We start from the raw sequence: 17,378 nt of genomic DNA on the forward strand, positions 1-17,378 counted from the left end.
CCGCAGGACGGGCGTGTGCCCAGGACCTGCGAGGCGCCCTGTCCTCGCTGGTCACGGCCGATTTTAACCACTTATTGGCGGACGACCCGCCGATAAGAGTGAGAGTTCTCTCCAACCTCCCATCGGCGGGTACCGCTCACAGCTGCGAGGCCTCCCCCGGGAGGGCCGGCGTGCGGGCCTCCGCCATGCGCTGCTCGGCGATCCGGTCGGCGGCGGCCGCGGGCGGAATGCCGTCGTCCTTCGCACGTGCGAATATCGCCAGTGTGGTGTCGAAGATCTTCGACGCCTTCGCCTTGCAGCGGTCGAAGTCGAAGCCGTGGAGTTCGTCGGCGACCTGGATGACACCGCCGGCGTTGACGACGTAGTCCGGCGCGTAGTGGATCCCGCGGTCGGCGAGGTCCTTCTCCACACCCGGGTGCGCGAGCTGGTTGTTGGCGGCGCCGCACACCACCGTTGCCGTCAGTACCGGCACGGACCGGTCGTTCAGCGCCCCGCCCAGGGCGCAGGGTGCGTAGATGTCGAGACCCTCGGTGCGGATGAGGGCGTCGGTGTCGGCGGCCACGGTGACCTCGGGGTGCTCGTCGGTGACCCGGCGCACGGCGTCCGGCCGCACATCGGTGATCACGACGTCGGCACCGTCTTCGAGCAGGTGACCGACCAGGTAGTGCCCGACCTTGCCGACCCCCGCGACGCCGACCTTGCGGCCGCGCAGGGTGGGGTCGCCCCACAGGTGCTGGGCGGAGGCCCGCATGCCCTGGAACACGCCGTAGGCGGTCAGGACCGAGGAGTCGCCGGCGCCGCCGTTCTCCGGGGAGCGCCCGGTGGTCCAGGGGCACGCCCGGGCGACGACGTCCATGTCGGCGACGTAGGTTCCGACGTCGCAGGCGGTGACGTAACGCCCGCCGAGCGAGGCCACGAAGCGGCCGTACGCAAGCAGCAGCTCCTCGGTCTTGATCCGCTCGGGGTCACCGATGATCACGGCCTTGCCGCCGCCGTGGTCGAGGCCGGCCATGGCGTTCTTGTACGACATGCCGCGTGCGAGGTTCAGCGCGTCGGCGACGGCCGCCTCCTCGCTCGCGTACGGGTAGAAGCGGGTGCCGCCGAGGGCGGGGCCCAGGGCGGTGGAGTGGATCGCGATGACGGCCTTGAGGCCCGTGGCCCGGTCCTGACAGAGCACGACCTGCTCGTGCCCCCCTTGATCCGACCGGAACAGGGTGTGCAGGACGCCGTCGGTTACGTCGGTCACGGTGGTGACTCCCGATTGAGTAGCGCCGGTTGAGGGAGGGTCCCGTGCGGGTGGCGGGGCCCGTGGGCATGAGCGTAGAGCGTCCGGGCGGCCCTGAACCGCCCAGTGCCCGGGATCACCCTCCCCCGGAGTACTCCGGGACGGGTTCGTGGGACGATTTGCAATGGTTTTCCACCCCGGCCGGGTATTGACCGGCCGGGTTTCGGGTCATGACCGATGGGGAGGGAGCAGGCGTGCCCAAGGTGTCCTCGGTGATCGTCCCGTACGCGTGCTACTTGCGTGTGTACGAGCCGCTGGCCGCCTTCCCGGAGCCGGAGCGCAGCCACTGGGAGCGCTACGCCCGGCGTTCCGGCCGCCCCTCGTACCAGGACGAACTGCGCCGCTCCCTGGCCGACTTGCTGCCCACCCCGCCCGTCCCGGTGCCGGTGCACGAGAGCGCCGACGCCTTCGTGACCCTGGTCGACGAGGCACTGTGCGTCTGCCCGTGGCGCACCCGGCTGCGCGGCTGGCAGGCGCTGGAGGACCTGGCCGAGGAGCTGCCCGCCCCGGTCCTGGACGCGGTGCTGCCGCGCGTCGTGCGTGATCAGGCCGCCCGGGACTACGAGCGCTGGCGCGAGCGCAACCCCGACGCCCGGCCGTGGATCCGCACCGCGACCTGGCAGGTGCCGCTGAACTGGTTCGTACTGGTCTCGGACGAGGAGCGCAGGTACGAGAAGGGGTCCGGCGAGGTGCCTCCGATGCTGCGCTACCGCACCCCCATGGTGCAGGCCAGGCGCCGCACCGCGCGGGCGCTGCGGACCCTCAAGGAGACGATCGACGAGGGACCGCTCATCGACGGCCTGGTGGACGTGGGGCGATGGCTGGAGGAGTTCCACCCGCGGTCCCTGGTCGAACTGGACTACGGCGGACTCGTCCACGTCCTGCCGGCCGCGGAGCTGGACGGAGATCACTCGGCCGCGGACGTCGCCGAGGGCATCGAGGCCCTGCGTGTGGGCGACGGGGCCGCCGCCGGAGAGGCGTACGGGCGGCTGGTGGAGCGGTGGCGTGGCGTACGGGAGCGGCGCTCGGCGAACTGAGGGTCCGTCCGACCCCCGCGGGGCTCCAGCGAACCGATGCTCGAATTGTGACCCGCGAGACATGGTGAAGTGGCAACCATTGGCCCATGGTTGACGTACCGCAGTTCGACACACGGGACGTAGGCGCCGATCCGGGCTTATCGCGTCAAGCGTGACGGAGCGCACTTACGCGGACCTTGCATCTTACGGCCCTCCTCATGCCAAAATAGGACAAGGAGCCCGGGGGAGGCTCCATCTGCCCGATTTTGGGCGGAAGCTCTGCATTGCACGCTTTGGGGGGTCTGGTGCCTCCTGATCGCCCTGTGACTGATCGTCACAGTGGCGTGACTGTCCGCTATGGCATGGTCCATCGGCTTCCGTCGCTGATGAACACCTGGGAGGGCAATTCCATCGGTTTGGCCGACGCGGCTGGACAGATGGTGTAGTTGTAGTGCCGAGGACAAGCCGTTCGTCCTATAACCGACTCGACTCGCGTCCGCCATTTCGGGCAACGCGGGTCAAGGTGCAGAATTTAGAGGAAAGAACCGAGAAGGTTCGGTTCTCCCGAGGAGGCCGCTCATGACCGCTCGCACCCCTGATGCCGAGCCGCTGCTGACCCCGGCTGAGGTCGCCACCATGTTCCGTGTCGACCCCAAGACGGTCACGCGGTGGGCCAAGGCCGGCAAGCTCACATCCATCCGCACGCTCGGCGGGCACCGCCGCTACCGCGAGGCCGAGGTCCGCGCTCTGCTCGCGGGCATCCCGCAGCAGCGCAGCGAGGCCTGACGCCGCATATAGCCGGACATACGGGCAGGTTCCCCCATCTGTCACCGTGTCCGACGGACAGCTCCAAGCGACGCGGGTTCTGCCCCAACAGGACCCTGTCCCAAGGTCATAGAGGCACGACAAGGGTGCGTCGTCGATCGCGCTGGACTCCGCCGAGTCCGGCGCGATCTTTTTTGTGTCCGGACCGTGGTCTGCCGGGCCCGCCCGTGAGCGACCTTGTCGGACTCTGGGGAGGGGTGTCGGATCTGCCGGACAGGACCTCCGGGAGTAGTGCAATTGCACATATTAAATTGACCCTATGTAGGAGAGGGGTAAATTCCTCATCTCCCAAAACTCATACGGTGACTCCCGTCACATGCCAGAGTCCTTGTCGCGGTCATGGTGTCCTTGCTAGAGGAACACGCCCGCGCGGGACGGGTGTTGGGCGGACCGCACGTCCAGAAGTGCCCACGCGGAGAGGGTCCCAACCTCCGGATCGGCGGGCGGTGCGGGCCCGCACGTCCGTCGCGCCCGCCGGTTCGCTCACGCCCTGGAGGGGCTGTCGTCCTCGGCTGCCGTCTCCGGGCCCTCCTCGACCTGCTGGGCCGGCTCCATGGCCAGGCGCAGGAGGCGATGGCAGACCGGGCAGTGGTGCGTCAGATGGCGATACCCGGAAGCGGCCGACAGATGGGCGCGAAGCAGCGCACGGGTCTCGTGCCGAGCGGACGCCGCCATACGCCACCTCCCCCGAGGGCCCGAATCGTCGGGGTCCCTGCTGTCCGGGGTACCGGTGGAAAGTGACGCCGTCAAGAGGCACCGGAACGCATGGGAGGTGGGCCCGCCACTTCGGACGCGGGGCGCAGAGGCGTCCGGAGAAGGCCGGACGGCCTGCCGGGCCGCCGGCGCTCCTGACGGAGGCTCACACGGTCGCGGAGGCCGCGGAGGGCCCCCTGCGCGGTTGGTGCGGCGGTGCCCGGTCTGCGGTCCGGTGAGGGTCGTCGCCGCCGGTCGAGGGGGCCTCGGTCGGACAGGGCCGTGCGGCGTGAGCCCCGGGCTCCCGGCGGGTGCCGCGGACCGGCCGGGCGACGGTGGCACGGACCGCGCCGCGGAGGGCGGCCGTAGCGCACAGGGGCACGAAGAAGCCCCGCATCTCGAGGGATACGGGGCTCTTCCTGGTGCGGTCCTGACGGGATTTGAACCCGCGGCCTCCACCTTGACAGGGTGGCGAGCACTCCAAACTGCTCCACAGGACCAGGTTTCGCAGCACTCGCTCGGCCGGACCGGATCTCCGGCTCCGTGTGCGGTGCGCTGCGAGAAGAGACTGTACAGGAGGGTGAGCCCTTGGTCGAACTCACCCACCGTGAAGGGGCCGTCACGGCGCCGCGGCGTCGATCGCCTTCACGATGCGCTTGTCCGAGACCGGATAGGCGGTGCCCAACGCGTGCGCGAAGTAACTCACGCGCAGCTCCTCGAGCATCCAGCGGATGTCGCGTACCGAGGACGGGACGGGGCGGCCCTGCGGCAGCTGCTCGAGCAGCCATGCGTACTCGTCCCGCATCTCGTGGACCTTGGCCATGCGCGTCGTGTCCCGCTGGACGTTGGTCGGCATCTGCTGCAACCGGCGGTCGGCGGCGACCAGGTAGCGCATCAGGTCAGGCAGCCGCCGTATGCCCACCTCCGTGACGAAGCCGGGTTTCACGAGGGCGTCCAGCTGGGTCCTGACGTCCGTCAGGTTCGGCAGCAGCGCGGGGCTGCGCACCGCCTTCAGCCGGCGCTCGCAGGCCTGCCAGGCGGCGAGTACCTGCTGCACCTGCCCGACGGTACGGACCGTGGTGTCGACGATCTCGGCGCGCACCCTGTCGAACAGCTTCCGGTACGACTCCTCGTCCCACGCCGGTCCCCCGAAGTCCCCGATCAGCTTGTCCGCCGCCGCCGTCGCGCAGTCGTCGAACAGCGCCTGGACGGAGCCGTGCGGGTTCGCGGACAGTCCGAGCTTCTGCGCGTTCGTCAGCTGCTCGGACGCGAACTTCGCCGGGCTCACGGGGATGTTCCGCACGATCAGGCGGCGGGTGCCCTTCCACATGGCCTCGGCCTGCTCCTCCTCGGTGTCGAAGAGGCGTACCGAAACCGTGTCGCCGTCGTCCACCAGCGCCGGGTAGGCCTTCACCGGCTGGCCCGCGCGGCGGGTCTCGAAGACCCGGGTGAGCGCGCCGATCGTCCAGTCCGTGAGGCCGGAGCGCTCCAGGGACTCCCCGCCCTCCCGCTCGGCGGTGGCCGCCGCGGCCTGGGAGAGGGCCTTGCGGGCCTTCGGCTTCAGCCGGAGCTTCAGGGTCTCGAGGTCCTTGTCCTCGGCGAGCTTGCGGCGCCGCTCGTCGACGATCCGGAAGGTGATCTTGAGATGGTCGGGAACCTTGGCCCAGTCGAAGTCGTCGGCCTCGAAGGGCACCCCGACCATGCGTTTCAGCTCGCGCGCCATCGTCACGGTCAGCGGTTCCTGCAGCGGGACCGCGCGGTCGAGGAACGCCGTCGCGTAATTCGGTGCGGGCACGTAGTTGCGGCGGATCGGCTTGGGCAGGGACCGGATCAGCTCCGTGACCACGTCCTCCCGCAGCCCCGGGATCTGCCAGTCGAAGCCCTCGTCGGTGACCTGGTTGAGGACCTGGAGCGGGATGTGCACCGTCACACCGTCGGCGTCCGCGCCCGGCTCGAACTGGTAGGTGACCCTGAACTTCAGCGGGCCCTGGCGCCAGGAGTCGGGGTAGTCGTCCTTGGTGACCGCGCCCGCCTTCTCGTTGATGAGCATCTCGCGCTCGAAGTCGAGGAAGTCGGGCTGCTCGTGCCGCTTGTGCTTCCACCAGGAGTCGAAGTGGGCCCCCGAGACCACGTGTTCGGGCACCCGCTGGTCGTAGAAGTCGAACAGCGTCTCGTCATCGACCAGGATGTCCCTGCGGCGGGCGCGGTGCTCCAGCTCCTCGACCTCGGTGAGCAGCTTGCGGTTGTCGGCGAAGAACTTGTGGTGGGTGCGCCAGTCGCCCTCGACCAGGGCGTTGCGGATGAACAGCTCGCGGCTCGCCTCCGGGTCGATCCGCCCGTAGTTCACCTTCCGCTGGGCGACGATCGGGACGCCGTACAGCGTGACCGTCTCGTAGGCCATCACCGCGGCCTGGTCCTTCTCCCAGTGCGGTTCGCCGTACGTCCGCTTCAGGAGGTGCTCGGCGAGCGGCTCGACCCACTCCGGCTCGATCTTGGCGTTGACGCGCGCCCAGAGCCGGGAGGTCTCCACGAGCTCGGCGGACATCACGAAGCGCGGGGGCTTCTTGAACAGGGACGAGCCCGGGAAGATCGCGAACTTGGCGTTGCGGGCGCCGATGTACTCGTTGCGCCCGCCGTCCCGGCGGGCGCCGGGGCCGGAGTCCTTGGACTCCTTCACGTCCTTGAGCCCGATGTGCGAGAGGAGGCCGGCGAGCAGCGAGACGTGAATGCGGTCGGCCGGGGCGTCCTGCTCGTCGAGATGGATGTCCATCTGCTTGGCGACCGTGCGCAGCTGTGTGTAGATGTCCTGCCATTCGCGGATGCGCAGGAAGTTCAGGTACTCCTGTTTGCACATCCGGCGGAACGACGACGAGCCCCGTTCCTTCTGCTGCTCACGGATGTACCGCCAGAGGTTGAGGTAGGCGAGGAAGTCGCTCGTCTCGTCCCGGAACCGGGCGTGCTGCTGGTCGGCCTGGGTCTGCTTGTCGGCGGGCCGCTCCCGCGGGTCCTGGATGGACAGGGCGGCGGCGATCACCATGACCTCGCGCACGCAGCCGTTCTTGTCCGCCTCCAGGACCATCCGCGCCAGCCGCGGGTCGACCGGGAGCTGGGCGAGCTTGCGGCCGGTTTCGGTCAGGCGCTTGCGCGGGTCCTTCTGCGCGGGGTCCAGCGCGCTCAGTTCCTGCAGCAGCTGGACGCCGTCGCGGATGTTGCGGTGGTCCGGCGGATCGATGAAGGGGAACTTCTCGATGTCACCGAGGCCGGCGGCGGTCATCTGGAGGATGACGGAGGCGAGGTTCGTACGCAGGATCTCGGCGTCGGTGAACTCGGGCCGGGCAAGGAAGTCCTCTTCGCTGTACAGACGGATGCAGATGCCGTCCGATGTACGGCCGCAGCGGCCCTTGCGCTGGTTGGCGCTCGCCTGCGAGACCGGCTCGATGGGCAGGCGCTGGACCTTGGTGCGGTGGCTGTAGCGCGAGATGCGCGCGAAGCCGGGATCGATGACGTACTTGATGCCGGGGACGGTGAGGGACGTCTCGGCGACGTTGGTGGCCAGGACGATCCTGCGGCCCGTGTGCGGCTGGAAGACGCGGTGCTGCTCGGCGTGCGAGAGCCGGGCGTACAGCGGCAGGATCTCGGTGAACCGGTACTGCTTCCTGGTCAGCGCGTCCGCGGTGTCACGGATCTCGCGTTCACCGGAGAGGAAGACCAGGATGTCGCCCTGGCCCTCGGTCATCAGCTCCTCGACGGCGTCCGTGATCGCCGTGATCTGGTCGCGGTCCGCGTCCTCGGAGTCCTCCTCGAGGAGCGGCCGGTAGCGCACCTCGACGGGATACGTGCGTCCGCTGACCTCGACGATCGGGGCGTCGCCGAAGTGCCGTGAGAACCGCTCGGGGTCGATCGTGGCGGAGGTGATGACGACCTTGAGGTCCGGCCGCCTCGGCAGGAGCTGGGCGAGGTAGCCGAGCAGGAAGTCGATGTTGAGGGACCGCTCGTGGGCCTCGTCGATGATGATCGTGTCGTAGCCGCGCAGCTCGCGGTCCGTCTGGATCTCGGCGAGCAGGATGCCGTCCGTCATCAGCTTGACGAAGGTGCCGTCCGGGTTCACCTGGTCGGTGAACCGCACCTTCCAGCCGACGCCCTCGCCGAGCGGGGTGCGGAGCTCGTCGGCGACCCGCTCCGCGACGGTCCGGGCGGCGATACGGCGCGGCTGGGTGTGGCCGATCATGCCCCGTACCCCACGGCCGAGTTCGAGGCAGATCTTGGGGATCTGGGTGGTCTTGCCGGAGCCGGTCTCGCCGGCCACGATCACGACCTGGTGCTCACGTATGGCGTCGGCGATCGCGTCCCTCTTCTGGCTGACCGGCAGCTCTTCGGGATACGTGACGGCGGGGACGCGGGCGCCGCGCTCGGCGATCCTGGCCTCGGCCTTGGCGACCTCCGCCTCGATCTCGGCGAGTACGGCGGCCCGGGCCTCGGGCTTGCGGATCTTGCGCGCGCCTTCGAGCCTGCGGCCGAGCCGGTGGGCGTCGCGCAGGGACAGCTCGGTCAGGCGGGGGGCGAGAGCGCCGAGGGCGGGGGCAGGATGCGTAGACATACGCGGTCCAGGATCTCACCTCGGAGAAATTCGTGGCTAACGATTTGTCTCCGGCGGGTTGGCGTGATGCCACGTGTGGACCACGCGGGCGCTACGGGCCGCGCCGCTGCCCGGCGATCGCTGATCAGCGCCCGGTGACCACTGCTCAGTGATCGGTCGGCTGCGGGGGCACCGAAGCGGCGGGCTTGGCGGCGGCGACCCGCTCCCGGGCCATCGACTTCGCCGTGTTGGAGACGGCCTTGATGCCCAGGTACGCGGTGGTCATGCTGCTCACGGAGGTGAAGGCCGCGGTGAGCACGCCCACCATCACGGACCGGTCGCCGTCCAGGCGCCACACTCCGAAGATCGCGACACCGGCGATCGCGAGATTGCTGATGATCACCGCGAGGAGTCCGTAGCGGGCCCGGTCCCGCTCCAGCTCGACGTCCCCCATGGCCTTCGCCCCGCCCACGCCCATGATCGCCCCGCCCGCACGATTGACCTCGACCCGCCAGAACCTAGCGTTCGCGCGAGGGCATGCCAAGCCGGGTCGGCCCCGTGGGGGACAAAGGCCCCGTCCGTCTGCGGCGGGGCCTTCCGCCTGGCGGTCGGCGCGCTCGCCGCGATCCCGTGCGCACCGGCGGGCTCGGCGTGAGCGCCGGGCCCGGCGATCCTCCCGCCGGATCCGCCACGCGTGCCGTTCGAGGATCCGCTCCGGGTCGAGGGTCGTGGCAGCCGGTGGACTCCGCGACGACGTGCGCAGGGCCGACGACGTGCGCCGTCGGCCCTGCGCGGGGACGTCGGACGGATACGGGGCGTCAGCGCAGTACGGACTCGCCCGAGCGCACGGCGCTCAGGGCGCGCTCGACCGTCTCCCGGTTCTCACCGACGGGAGCCACGTAGTCGAGGACGCCGCGCGCGGCGTCCTCCCCGAGTGTGCGGGTCATCACCCACGTGGCCAGGTACTGGGACGCCAGGCAACCGCCCGCCGTGGCGATGTTCCCCTCGGCGTGGAACGGGGTGTCCAGCACGGTGACACCGCGGGCCTCGACGAAGGGCCGCGTCTTCACGTCCGTGCACGCGGGCATGTCCGCCAGCAGGCCCAGCCGGGCGAGCACCAGCGCACCGGAGCACTGGGCACCGATCAGCTGGCGCGAAGGGTCGAGTCGGAGCCTGGCGATCAACCGGTCGTCCTCGACCACGTCGCGGGCCTTCACACCGCTGCCGATCAGCACGACCTCGGCCTCGGTCACGAACTCCATCGGACGCTGTCCGGTCACCTCGACGCCGTTCATCGACGTGACCACCGGCGTCGGCGTCGTGATGAAGGCCTCCAGGCCGTCCTTGCGGCACCGGTTGATCAGGGCGGAGGCGATGAAGCTGTCGAGCTCGTTGAACCCGTCGAAGGTGACCACGGCGACCTGCATCACAACTCCTTCAGTACGGCGTCGAACGGGCAGTATCACCCGGCACGCCGTTCCGGGACGACAGCCAATCCGGGGTTGGTGGCATGCACACACCCAGGTCGCGTGGGGTTCGGCGCCCGAGTGCCGTGTCCGTCGAAGCCCCGCGTGCTGCCGTCGTCCGGCCCGGTCCCGCGTCCGTACGCCGGGGAGCCGATGAACTGCCGTGGGCCGCGGGCCACTTGCCGCCGTCCGCCCGTCACGCCACCGCCCTCCGGCCCACGGGTGATGTCGACGGCTCCCATCGGGTGCGCGCCGTGAAACATGGGATGTTAGCCTGGCCGAAACATGGGATGTTAGGAGGTGTGGGATGCCTATCCAGCCTACGGAGCGGGCGAGCCTGGTGGCGCAGGTCATCGGGCAGTTGCAGAACCTGATCGAGTCGGGCGAGTGGCCCCTGGGGACGAGGGTCCCCGCCGAGCCGGTCCTGACCGAGACGCTGGGGGTGGGCCGGAACACCGTGCGGGAGGCGGTGCGCGCGCTTGTGCACACCGGCATGCTCCAGACGCGGCAGGGTGACGGGACCTACGTCCGGGCCTCCGACTCCCTCGGCGCGGCACTTCGACGACGGCTGCACCGGGCGGGGCTGATGGAGACTCAGGAGGTCAGATCCGCCCTCGAACGCGACGCGGCGCGGCTCGCCGCCCGGCGGCGCACCGACGCGGATCTCGAGGTGCTGCGCTCGGCGCTGGCGGGCCGGACGACGGCGTGGGAGGCGGGGGACGTAGAGGCGTTCGTGCAGGCGGACGTGGCCTTCCACCGTGCGGTGGTCGCCGCCGCGTACAACGGCATGCTCTCCGACATCTACAGCCATCTCACCGACGGCCTGTACGCCCTCATCTCCTCCATGACCGACTCCTCGCTCCCGGACCGCGACCGCACGCACTTCGAATCGCACGCCGACCTCCTCGCCGCGATCGAGGCCTCCGATCCCTATGCGGCGGGCCGCGCGGTGGCCCGGTACATCGACGACGGCACCAGCGCGCTGCGCCTCCTGCAGGACGCGGACCCGCTCCCCTCGGCGGCGCCCCCGTCGGCAGCGGCTCCACCGCCCGTGACCGGCACCCTGACGGGAGACGAGTAGGTGGGTCCCGCCTTCCGCCCCGACCGCGCCGTCGGCTCGGACGATGTCGATGCCGGCACCCGGCCGGAGGAGACCCCGGCCGTGCGAGGGAGAGCGGGACTGCGGACAGGGTTCCTGCTGGGCGCGGGCGTCATCGCCCTGGCGCTGAACCTGCGCCCCGCGATCGTCGCCGCCTCGCCGATCCTGGACACCATCCGGCAGGACACCGGTATGACCGCCACGGCGGCCGGCCTCCTGACGACGCTGCCGCTGCTGTGCTTCGGGCTCATCGCGCCGCTCGCGCCCGGGCTGGGCCGCCGGCTGGGGATGGAGCCGGCGCTGCTGTGGACGATGGCGGCCGTCTGCTGCGGCAGCGCACTGAGGCTGACCCCGTCGACGGTGGCGCTGATGGCCGGCACGGTCGTGGTCGGCGCGGGGGTGGCCGTGGCCAATGTGCTGCTGCCCGGGGTCATCAAACGCGACTTCCCCGACCGCATCGGCCTGATGACCGGCCTGTACTCGATGTCCCTCTACGCCGGTGCGGCCCTGGCCGCCGGCCTGACCGTGCCGATCGGCACGGCGCTGGGCCTGCACTGGCGGCCCGAGCTGGCCATGTGGGGACTGCCGGCGCTGGTGGCGCTGGTGCTGTGGGCCCCGCAGTCCCGTCGGCGCTCGCGCCCTTCCGCCGCACAGGCCGCAGCCGCGCAACACCCCGTTCGCGGGATGTGGAGCCATCCGATCGCATGGCTGGTCACCGGCTACATGGGCATGCAGTCGCTGTCGTACTACGCGGCGGCCGCCTATCTGCCCAGCATGCTCACCAACGCCGGCATGAGCGCGGGAACCGCCGGCTGGATGCTGTCCTTCAGCAGCCTCGTCGGTGTCGCCGGCGCCTTCGCCTCCCCTGTGCTCGCCCGGCACGTCCGCCCCGGACTGCTGGCCGTCACCGGCACGGTGGTCACGGGCGCCGGATTCGCGGGCCTGGCCGCGGCCCCCACGGGCCTCCCCTATCTGTGGATGGTCCTTCTCGGCCTCGGGCAGGGCGCCGCGATCTCGTTGGCCATGCTCTTCGTCGTGCTGCGCTCCCCCGACGCCCGGCACACCGCACAGCTGTCGAGCATGGCGCAGTTCGTCGGCTATCTGCTGGCGGCGGCGGGGCCCCTGGCGCTGGGCGCTGTCCACCAGTCGACCGGCGGCTGGACCGTCCCCCTGATCATCCTGATCGTGCTGCTCGTCCCCCAGGCGGCACTCGGCCTGGGCGCATCCGTCGACCGGCACGCCGCACCACGCCGGTCGACGGACGAGGGGCGCGGAGTGGTCTCCTGATCCAGGGGACCGGTGCCGCAGCCGAGGTCGCGGCGTCGTCACCGTACGGACGGGCCGGCCGTTCGCCGGCGAGAGCCCGACGGTCCGGCTCCCCACCCGAACGGCCCGACGCCCACGGGCCGCCGAGCCCGTGGGCACGAAGGCGTGAGCATCTTCGGCCCCAAGGCGGGCCCCAACGAGAGACCCCGCCGGCGCCGCCCTGCCGGTCGCCCGCCCTGTCGCACGGCGACCCTCCCGGAACCACACTGGTCACAGGGGCGCCCCGGCCGGGGCGCGTGCTCACGGCGGAAGGACCGAGCCATGCCCACGGACACATCTCCCGGCCCGCTTCGGGTGCTGGTCTTCGGCGGGGCACTGCGTGCCGATTCGGCCAACGCCCGCCTGGCCGCCCTCGTCGCCCGGCTCATCTCCGACACCGGTGCGGCGGTCGACCTCGCCTCCATGCGCGACTTCGACATGCCCTTGTACGACGGCGACATGGAGGCCGCGGAGGGGCTGCCCCCCGGCGCCCTCGCCCTGCGGGACCGACTCGATCGGAGTGACGCCTTCGTCATCGCCTCGCCGGAGTACAACGCCTCCGTTCCGGGTGTGCTGAAGAACGCGATCGACTGGGTCTCCCGTGTCCGGCCGCAGCCGTTCAAGACCAAGCACGCGATGCTCGTCTCCGCCTCGCCGTCACTGGTCGGCGGCAACCGCGGACTGTGGGCCCTGAGGGTGCCCCTGGAGCACCTGGGCACCCGGGTCTACCCGGACATGTTCAGCGTGGCCGACAGCTACCAGGCCTTCGCCGAGGACGGAGCGCTGGCCGACTCGGGGCTGCAGCAGCGTCTCACCGAGACCGTGGCGGGTTTCCTCAGCCTCGTCGAGGCGGACGTGCGTTACGTCTGCCTGGAACGCCGGTGGTACGAGTTCCTGGGGGACCGCACCGACGCGGCCATCACCCAACGGGCCGAGGCGTGATAGCCGGGTGACACGTACGGACTTCGTACCGAAGGGCGGTCCGGGCCCTGCCGCGCCCGCTCTCCGGCGGTACGGCGATTCGGGGAACGGCGCGCGGCGGGTTTTCCTCGCCATCCTGCTGCGCCCGGCCATCACACTTTCGACAACTGCTTCAGCGGCTCGAGGATCCCTGCGGCATTTCCATCGGATATGAAAAGACGAGAAGGCCGCCACTTCCTGTGAAGTGGCGGCCTTCCTCGCGTCATTCCTGCATCAGGCAGGTTCCGTCAGAAGACGGGATTCAGCTCGTGGCCATCTCACGGCAGAGGCAGTCCGCGATGCTGTCATCGATGCTGCTGGCGTCGTCCTCCGGGGCGACGGTGCCCACGGTGTCGTCTTCGGTGGCGGCCGGGGTGGTGGCCGCGGTCTCGGTCGGCGTGATGTCGGCACCGTTGGCGCAGGTGTTGCCGGCCGCCGGGTTCAGCAGCCCGATCACGTTCACGGTGTTGCCGCAGACGTTCACCGGGATGTCGATGGGCACCTGGATGACGTTGCCGCTCAGGATGCCCGGGGAGCCCGTGGCGCTGCCCTGGGCACCGGAGTCAGCCATGGCCGGAGCAGCCGCCCCGAGAGCAACGACCATACCTGCGGCCACAGCCGCCATTTTCCTGAGCTTCATGCGTTCCTCTCCCTGCAATCATGTCGACGTGCCGCAAGACTGAGTGCTTCTGAGCACTCTTGATCCCGAGCAACAGCATGGAAACGACAACAGCACCAATAAGGCCACTACACACGGGGCAGTTTTCGATATATGCACTCGGATGGCTCATTCGGAGAGGATTCGCCGGGCCGCCGACGGGGCATCACGGGCGGCGAAATCCTGGTGACCGGGTCGACCATTCGGAGCGCCGGTCCCTACTTTTCGTCCCCTCTCGGCTCGGCTCGGCTCGACGAAGAGGATCGGGGCGGGGGCAAGACGCGCTGTTCGGGTGAGCCACGGTCTGCCGTCGATCCGGGCGGAGCCGAGCAGATGCCGCGTCCCGGGTCGGGGTCGCCCCTGAGAGCCCGGGCGCAGGGCACCGATGGCCCAACTCCACACCGCCGGCCGGGGCAAGGGCCACCGGTGGCGGACCGGCACACGCCCGCTGTGCGTGCGGGCGCCCCCTCCGGCTGTCCGATCGTCCGGTGCCTTTGCGGACTCATGGCCCGATCTTGATCGGATGCCGAAGTCCCGTCCGTACGCTCTCCTGCATCCCCCCACGCGCACCGGCACGGCGCGCACGCGTGCCTTCGGAACACCGCAAGGACAATCATGAACAACCGGCGCAGACAGCAGCTGCTTCAGTCCGTCGCCCCCCTGCTCACCGAGGGAGAGCAGGTCGAAATCACTTCCGTCGCCAAGGTCGGATCCGTCTCCGCCAGGCGCCGGGTGCTCACCACCGCGCTGGTCGGCGCCCTCACCGCCGGGACGGTGATCGCCACCGTCCAGCCGCGTCCGATGTACTGGGCGCTCACGGACCGGCGGCTGATGTTCTTCGACGCCTCGACGATGTCGGGACGCCCCGGCAAGCTGCTGATGTCCCTGCCGCGCCAGCTGATGTCCGCGGCACCTGTGAAGAAGGCGCTGCTCGGTCTCGGACTGCAGACCGTGCTCACCGTTCAGGGCCAGGAACAGGGTCTGAAGCTCACCTTCCCTCCCGCGTACAAGGCCGCGGGCAGGGACCTCGCCTCCCGCATCGCCGTCGCCGCCTGAGAGGTCACCGACCGGCGCATTCTGCCGTGCGGCTTGGTCGGCGAATGCACCGTGCACCCGGCCCCAGGACCGAGCTGCGACGGCGACGGCGGAGAGCGGGCGCCGCCCGCCAACTCGGCTTACCCGAGTGCCGGTTCCGTGTCACGGACGGGACCGGAGAATCGGCGCGGCCGTGGTGACGAAATGCGAACGGCCGCGGCCGGCGGACCGGACGGCACGGTCGTCAAGGCCGGCGAAGCCGAGGGGCGGCCGCGGAAGGGCGACGGTGTGTCGTATGCACCGCCGCCCTTGCCTTTTCCGAATCCGGTCATTTGGTGATGCAGCGGGGGGAAATACGGCTCAGCCCCATCCGAACCACGACAGCACGTTTGTGATGCCCAGGACTGTGTGCATGAGGCGCCAGGCGAAACGCAAGCCGATCCGCTCGACCGCGAAGACGAAGAGCAACGCCGCGAACGCTGCCTGCGCTGCGTGCCGCGGCGAGCAGAACAAGCGCGGTATTCGCCGTGCCGGCAGAGTGTTGTCGCATCTCAGGCACGTGCGGCTTCCGGCTTCGGTGGCGCCCTGCGCCTGGATCTCCCCACCCATGCGCGCGACCTTAACGGTCCCCCAGACCGCCGCTCCGCCCGCCCGCACCCGACAACTCCCCTTGAAGGAAACAACCATGGCGCCGCCCCGCACCCGTCGCCTGAGCCGGGACGGCGTGGACACCCGCCCGTTCGACGCATGGGACCGCGGCCGCGACCCCGGCCGGTGCATGACCTGGCCGACCAAAGGCCGTCCAGGAACCGCACGACCGCTGAAGGAACCACCTACCGCCGGCGATGTTCCCCGCCGCAGAACCGCCGTCGACGCCAACGACTCCGCGGCTGCTGCACCGGTGCGTCGCACCACCTGCACGGCCGCGTCTCGCGATCAGGTCCCGCACCCGCGCCCTCACCGTGACGGGCCGTTGCCCGGGCCCTGATCGGGTCGGTTGCGTCTGTGCAGTGGCAGAGCGGCAAGCGCAAGCAGAGTGGCAAGTCCAAGCAGCAGGATCGCCTCGGGCACGGGCTGCTTGGCGCGCCAGAGCTGGACTGGCAGTCCGATCGAGGGCACGCGTAACCGTGCTACGCCTTCGAGTGCCGTGGATCGGATCGGGGTGGAGTCCGGTGCGGAGTTGGCGTCGCCTTTGGTGACCAGGTCGTTGTCGGGGAGTACCTGGTAGACCCGATGGGTGAGCAGATGGCCGGGACGGGTGGGGTCCTGCACCAGCACGATGTGGCCAACCGCCGGTGTGCGGTCGCGCGGTGGTGGCTGATAGAGAACCACGTCGCCCGGCACGAGGGCGGGACGCATGGAGCCGGACTGCACCACGCACGCCGTCCAGCCCAGCGCCACCACGGGCAATTGCGCCCACACGAGCAGCCCAATCAGCGAGCCGAGCACGGTACGTGCGGTGACCGAGGTGACCACGCGGATCGGGTGCCGGGCACCTCTGGCCGTGGGTTGGCAGGGCGCGGTGGCGGCCGGGCCACTTGAGGGAGTCACTTGTGTTCTCGTGCTTCCCAGGTGAAGGTCACCTCGTTGGTGACCACGCTTTGCGCGCTGTTGGGTGCGCTCCGGCTGAACTTCCACGCGAAGCGGAAGCTCAGCGAGTTGGGTGGCTTGCCGGGCAGGGTCCAGGGGCCCACGCCGTTGCGGAAGTCTGTGTACAGGGCGACGAACTGGTCCAGGGTGCCGTTGAACGCGGTCCTCTGCGGAGTGAAGCCCTTGCAGTTACCGAAGGTGCCGCCGCTGCCTACCTCGATTTTGAGGTCGATGAAGGATTGGTAGTTGCTGGGCCAGTTCGGTGAGCTGCTGTAGAGCTTGAGCGCGGTGGGGAAGTCGGCGTTCGACTCGATTCTGATGCAGTTGGAGCCTGTGTCGCCGGGTCGCATGTTGTCGACGCGGAACATGGGCACCTTGCTGTTGTTGGCCAGCCCCAGCGAACCGGACTCCCACGTGTTGCCGCTGTTGCTGGTGGTCCCACTCCAGTCGGCGTTGGTGGCACCCCAGACCAGTGCACCGCTGAGCAGCAACCCGAGCGGAACGGGGACCACCTGTGCCAGCACGTGCAGCCAGGGACGCCCCATCGACCACTCCATTCAATTGCGACATTCGCGACATCTTTGTGCATTCTGTCTCATCTATGTCGGTGCCGCTCCGGTGACCGTGGCAGGCAGAGGGGCAGGGTGCCTGTGGTGCCGAGTGACCGGAGTCCGGCCATGTCTTTACGGCGGCTGCGGGCTCGCCGATCGGCCCGAGGAACCTGAATCGCCACTGGCATGCCACGCGGAAACGGGTCGGCCTGCATGAGTACCGTTCCATGATCTTCGGCACTCGTTCGTCTCGCTACCGCTGGATCTTGGAGTAGGGCCGCACATCGTCCGGGAGATTGCCGTGCACGGTGATCTTCAG

Annotated in this window: 14 protein-coding genes, 1 tRNA gene and 1 pseudogene; 6 read left to right on the forward strand and 10 right to left on the reverse strand. The window is 69.8% G+C overall.

Translation table 11 applies throughout. From position 1 onward, the window contains the following. Positions 1 to 136: 136 nt before the first annotated feature. Entirely contained in the window at positions 137 to 1,246 is a 1,110-nt protein-coding gene (locus RCR19_RS19365; protein ID WP_331266287.1) for a Glu/Leu/Phe/Val dehydrogenase dimerization domain-containing protein, read from the reverse strand. A gap of 233 nt (positions 1,247 to 1,479) precedes the next feature. Here RCR19_RS19365 and RCR19_RS19370 point away from each other — a divergent pair, with 233 nt between their 5' ends. Beyond that, complete coding sequence (locus RCR19_RS19370; RefSeq protein ID WP_331266288.1) at positions 1,480 to 2,322, forward strand: hypothetical protein; 843 nt, start codon at positions 1,480 to 1,482, stop codon at positions 2,320 to 2,322. 558 nt (positions 2,323 to 2,880) lie between these two features. Continuing rightward, positions 2,881 to 3,087: a developmental transcriptional regulator BldC gene (gene bldC / locus RCR19_RS19375; RefSeq protein ID WP_003949541.1), complete on the forward strand. Its 207-nt coding sequence runs from the start codon at positions 2,881 to 2,883 to the stop codon at positions 3,085 to 3,087. 522 nt (positions 3,088 to 3,609) lie between these two features. On the opposite strand, the gene RCR19_RS19380 is transcribed toward bldC, so the two are convergent. The 5 genes from RCR19_RS19380 to RCR19_RS19400 all read right to left on the reverse strand — a co-directional run bounded on the left by RCR19_RS19380 (position 3,610) and on the right by RCR19_RS19400 (position 9,822). Further along, the gene (locus RCR19_RS19380) at positions 3,610 to 3,801 is read right to left on the reverse strand and encodes a DUF6274 family protein (protein WP_331266289.1); all 192 of its coding nucleotides are present in this window, start codon (positions 3,799 to 3,801) and stop codon (positions 3,610 to 3,612) included. Between the two features lie 443 nt (positions 3,802 to 4,244). After that, a tRNA-Asp gene (locus tag RCR19_RS19385) sits at positions 4,245 to 4,319 on the reverse strand. 119 nt (positions 4,320 to 4,438) lie between these two features. Then, positions 4,439 to 8,416, reverse strand: a complete 3,978-nt coding sequence (hrpA, locus tag RCR19_RS19390) for an ATP-dependent RNA helicase HrpA (protein ID WP_331266290.1) — start codon at positions 8,414 to 8,416, stop codon at positions 4,439 to 4,441. A 145-nt stretch (positions 8,417 to 8,561) separates the two neighbouring features. Then, positions 8,562 to 8,873: a hypothetical protein gene (locus RCR19_RS19395; protein ID WP_331266291.1), complete on the reverse strand. Its 312-nt coding sequence runs from the start codon at positions 8,871 to 8,873 to the stop codon at positions 8,562 to 8,564. A gap of 340 nt (positions 8,874 to 9,213) precedes the next feature. Further along, complete coding sequence (locus RCR19_RS19400; protein WP_331266292.1) at positions 9,214 to 9,822, reverse strand: DJ-1/PfpI family protein; 609 nt, start codon at positions 9,820 to 9,822, stop codon at positions 9,214 to 9,216. 346 nt (positions 9,823 to 10,168) lie between these two features. Between RCR19_RS19400 and RCR19_RS19405 the strand changes: the two genes are divergently transcribed. The 3 genes from RCR19_RS19405 to RCR19_RS19415 all read left to right on the forward strand — a co-directional run bounded on the left by RCR19_RS19405 (position 10,169) and on the right by RCR19_RS19415 (position 13,207). Beyond that, positions 10,169 to 10,942, forward strand: a complete 774-nt coding sequence (locus RCR19_RS19405; RefSeq protein WP_331266293.1) for a FadR/GntR family transcriptional regulator — start codon at positions 10,169 to 10,171, stop codon at positions 10,940 to 10,942. Then, complete coding sequence (locus RCR19_RS19410) at positions 10,943 to 12,247, forward strand: MFS transporter (protein ID WP_331266294.1); 1,305 nt, start codon at positions 10,943 to 10,945, stop codon at positions 12,245 to 12,247. Positions 12,248 to 12,547: 300 nt separating this feature from the next. Beyond that, the gene (locus tag RCR19_RS19415) at positions 12,548 to 13,207 is read left to right on the forward strand and encodes an NAD(P)H-dependent oxidoreductase (RefSeq protein WP_331266295.1); all 660 of its coding nucleotides are present in this window, start codon (positions 12,548 to 12,550) and stop codon (positions 13,205 to 13,207) included. A 436-nt stretch (positions 13,208 to 13,643) separates the two neighbouring features. Here the strand turns inward: RCR19_RS19415 and RCR19_RS19420 are convergent. Then, positions 13,644 to 13,865 (reverse strand): annotated as a pseudogene (locus RCR19_RS19420) (chaplin); the annotation flags it as partial. A gap of 633 nt (positions 13,866 to 14,498) precedes the next feature. On the opposite strand from RCR19_RS19420, the gene RCR19_RS19425 reads away from it, so the two are divergent. Then, positions 14,499 to 14,939 carry a hypothetical protein gene (locus RCR19_RS19425; protein WP_331266296.1) on the forward strand — a complete coding sequence of 147 codons (441 nt, stop codon included), beginning with the start codon at positions 14,499 to 14,501 and terminating at the stop codon, positions 14,937 to 14,939. A 339-nt stretch (positions 14,940 to 15,278) separates the two neighbouring features. Here the strand turns inward: RCR19_RS19425 and RCR19_RS19430 are convergent, their stop codons facing one another. The 3 genes from RCR19_RS19430 to RCR19_RS19440 all read right to left on the reverse strand — a co-directional run bounded on the left by RCR19_RS19430 (position 15,279) and on the right by RCR19_RS19440 (position 17,053). Continuing rightward, positions 15,279 to 15,527 (reverse strand): hypothetical protein, encoded by a 249-nt coding sequence (locus RCR19_RS19430; protein WP_331266297.1) that lies wholly within the window; start codon positions 15,525 to 15,527, stop codon positions 15,279 to 15,281. A 348-nt stretch (positions 15,528 to 15,875) separates the two neighbouring features. After that, the gene (locus RCR19_RS19435; RefSeq protein ID WP_331266298.1) at positions 15,876 to 16,394 is read right to left on the reverse strand and encodes a signal peptidase I; all 519 of its coding nucleotides are present in this window, start codon (positions 16,392 to 16,394) and stop codon (positions 15,876 to 15,878) included. Positions 16,395 to 16,465: 71 nt separating this feature from the next. Continuing rightward, a complete protein-coding gene (locus RCR19_RS19440) occupies positions 16,466 to 17,053 on the reverse strand; it encodes a hypothetical protein (protein WP_331266299.1) in 588 nt (195 codons plus the stop codon). Positions 17,054 to 17,378: the final 325 nt, after the last annotated feature.

The organism is Streptomyces sp. WAC07094 (assembly GCF_036320405.1).
GTDB classification, from domain to species: Bacteria; Actinomycetota; Actinomycetes; order Streptomycetales; family Streptomycetaceae; genus Streptomyces; species Streptomyces lannensis.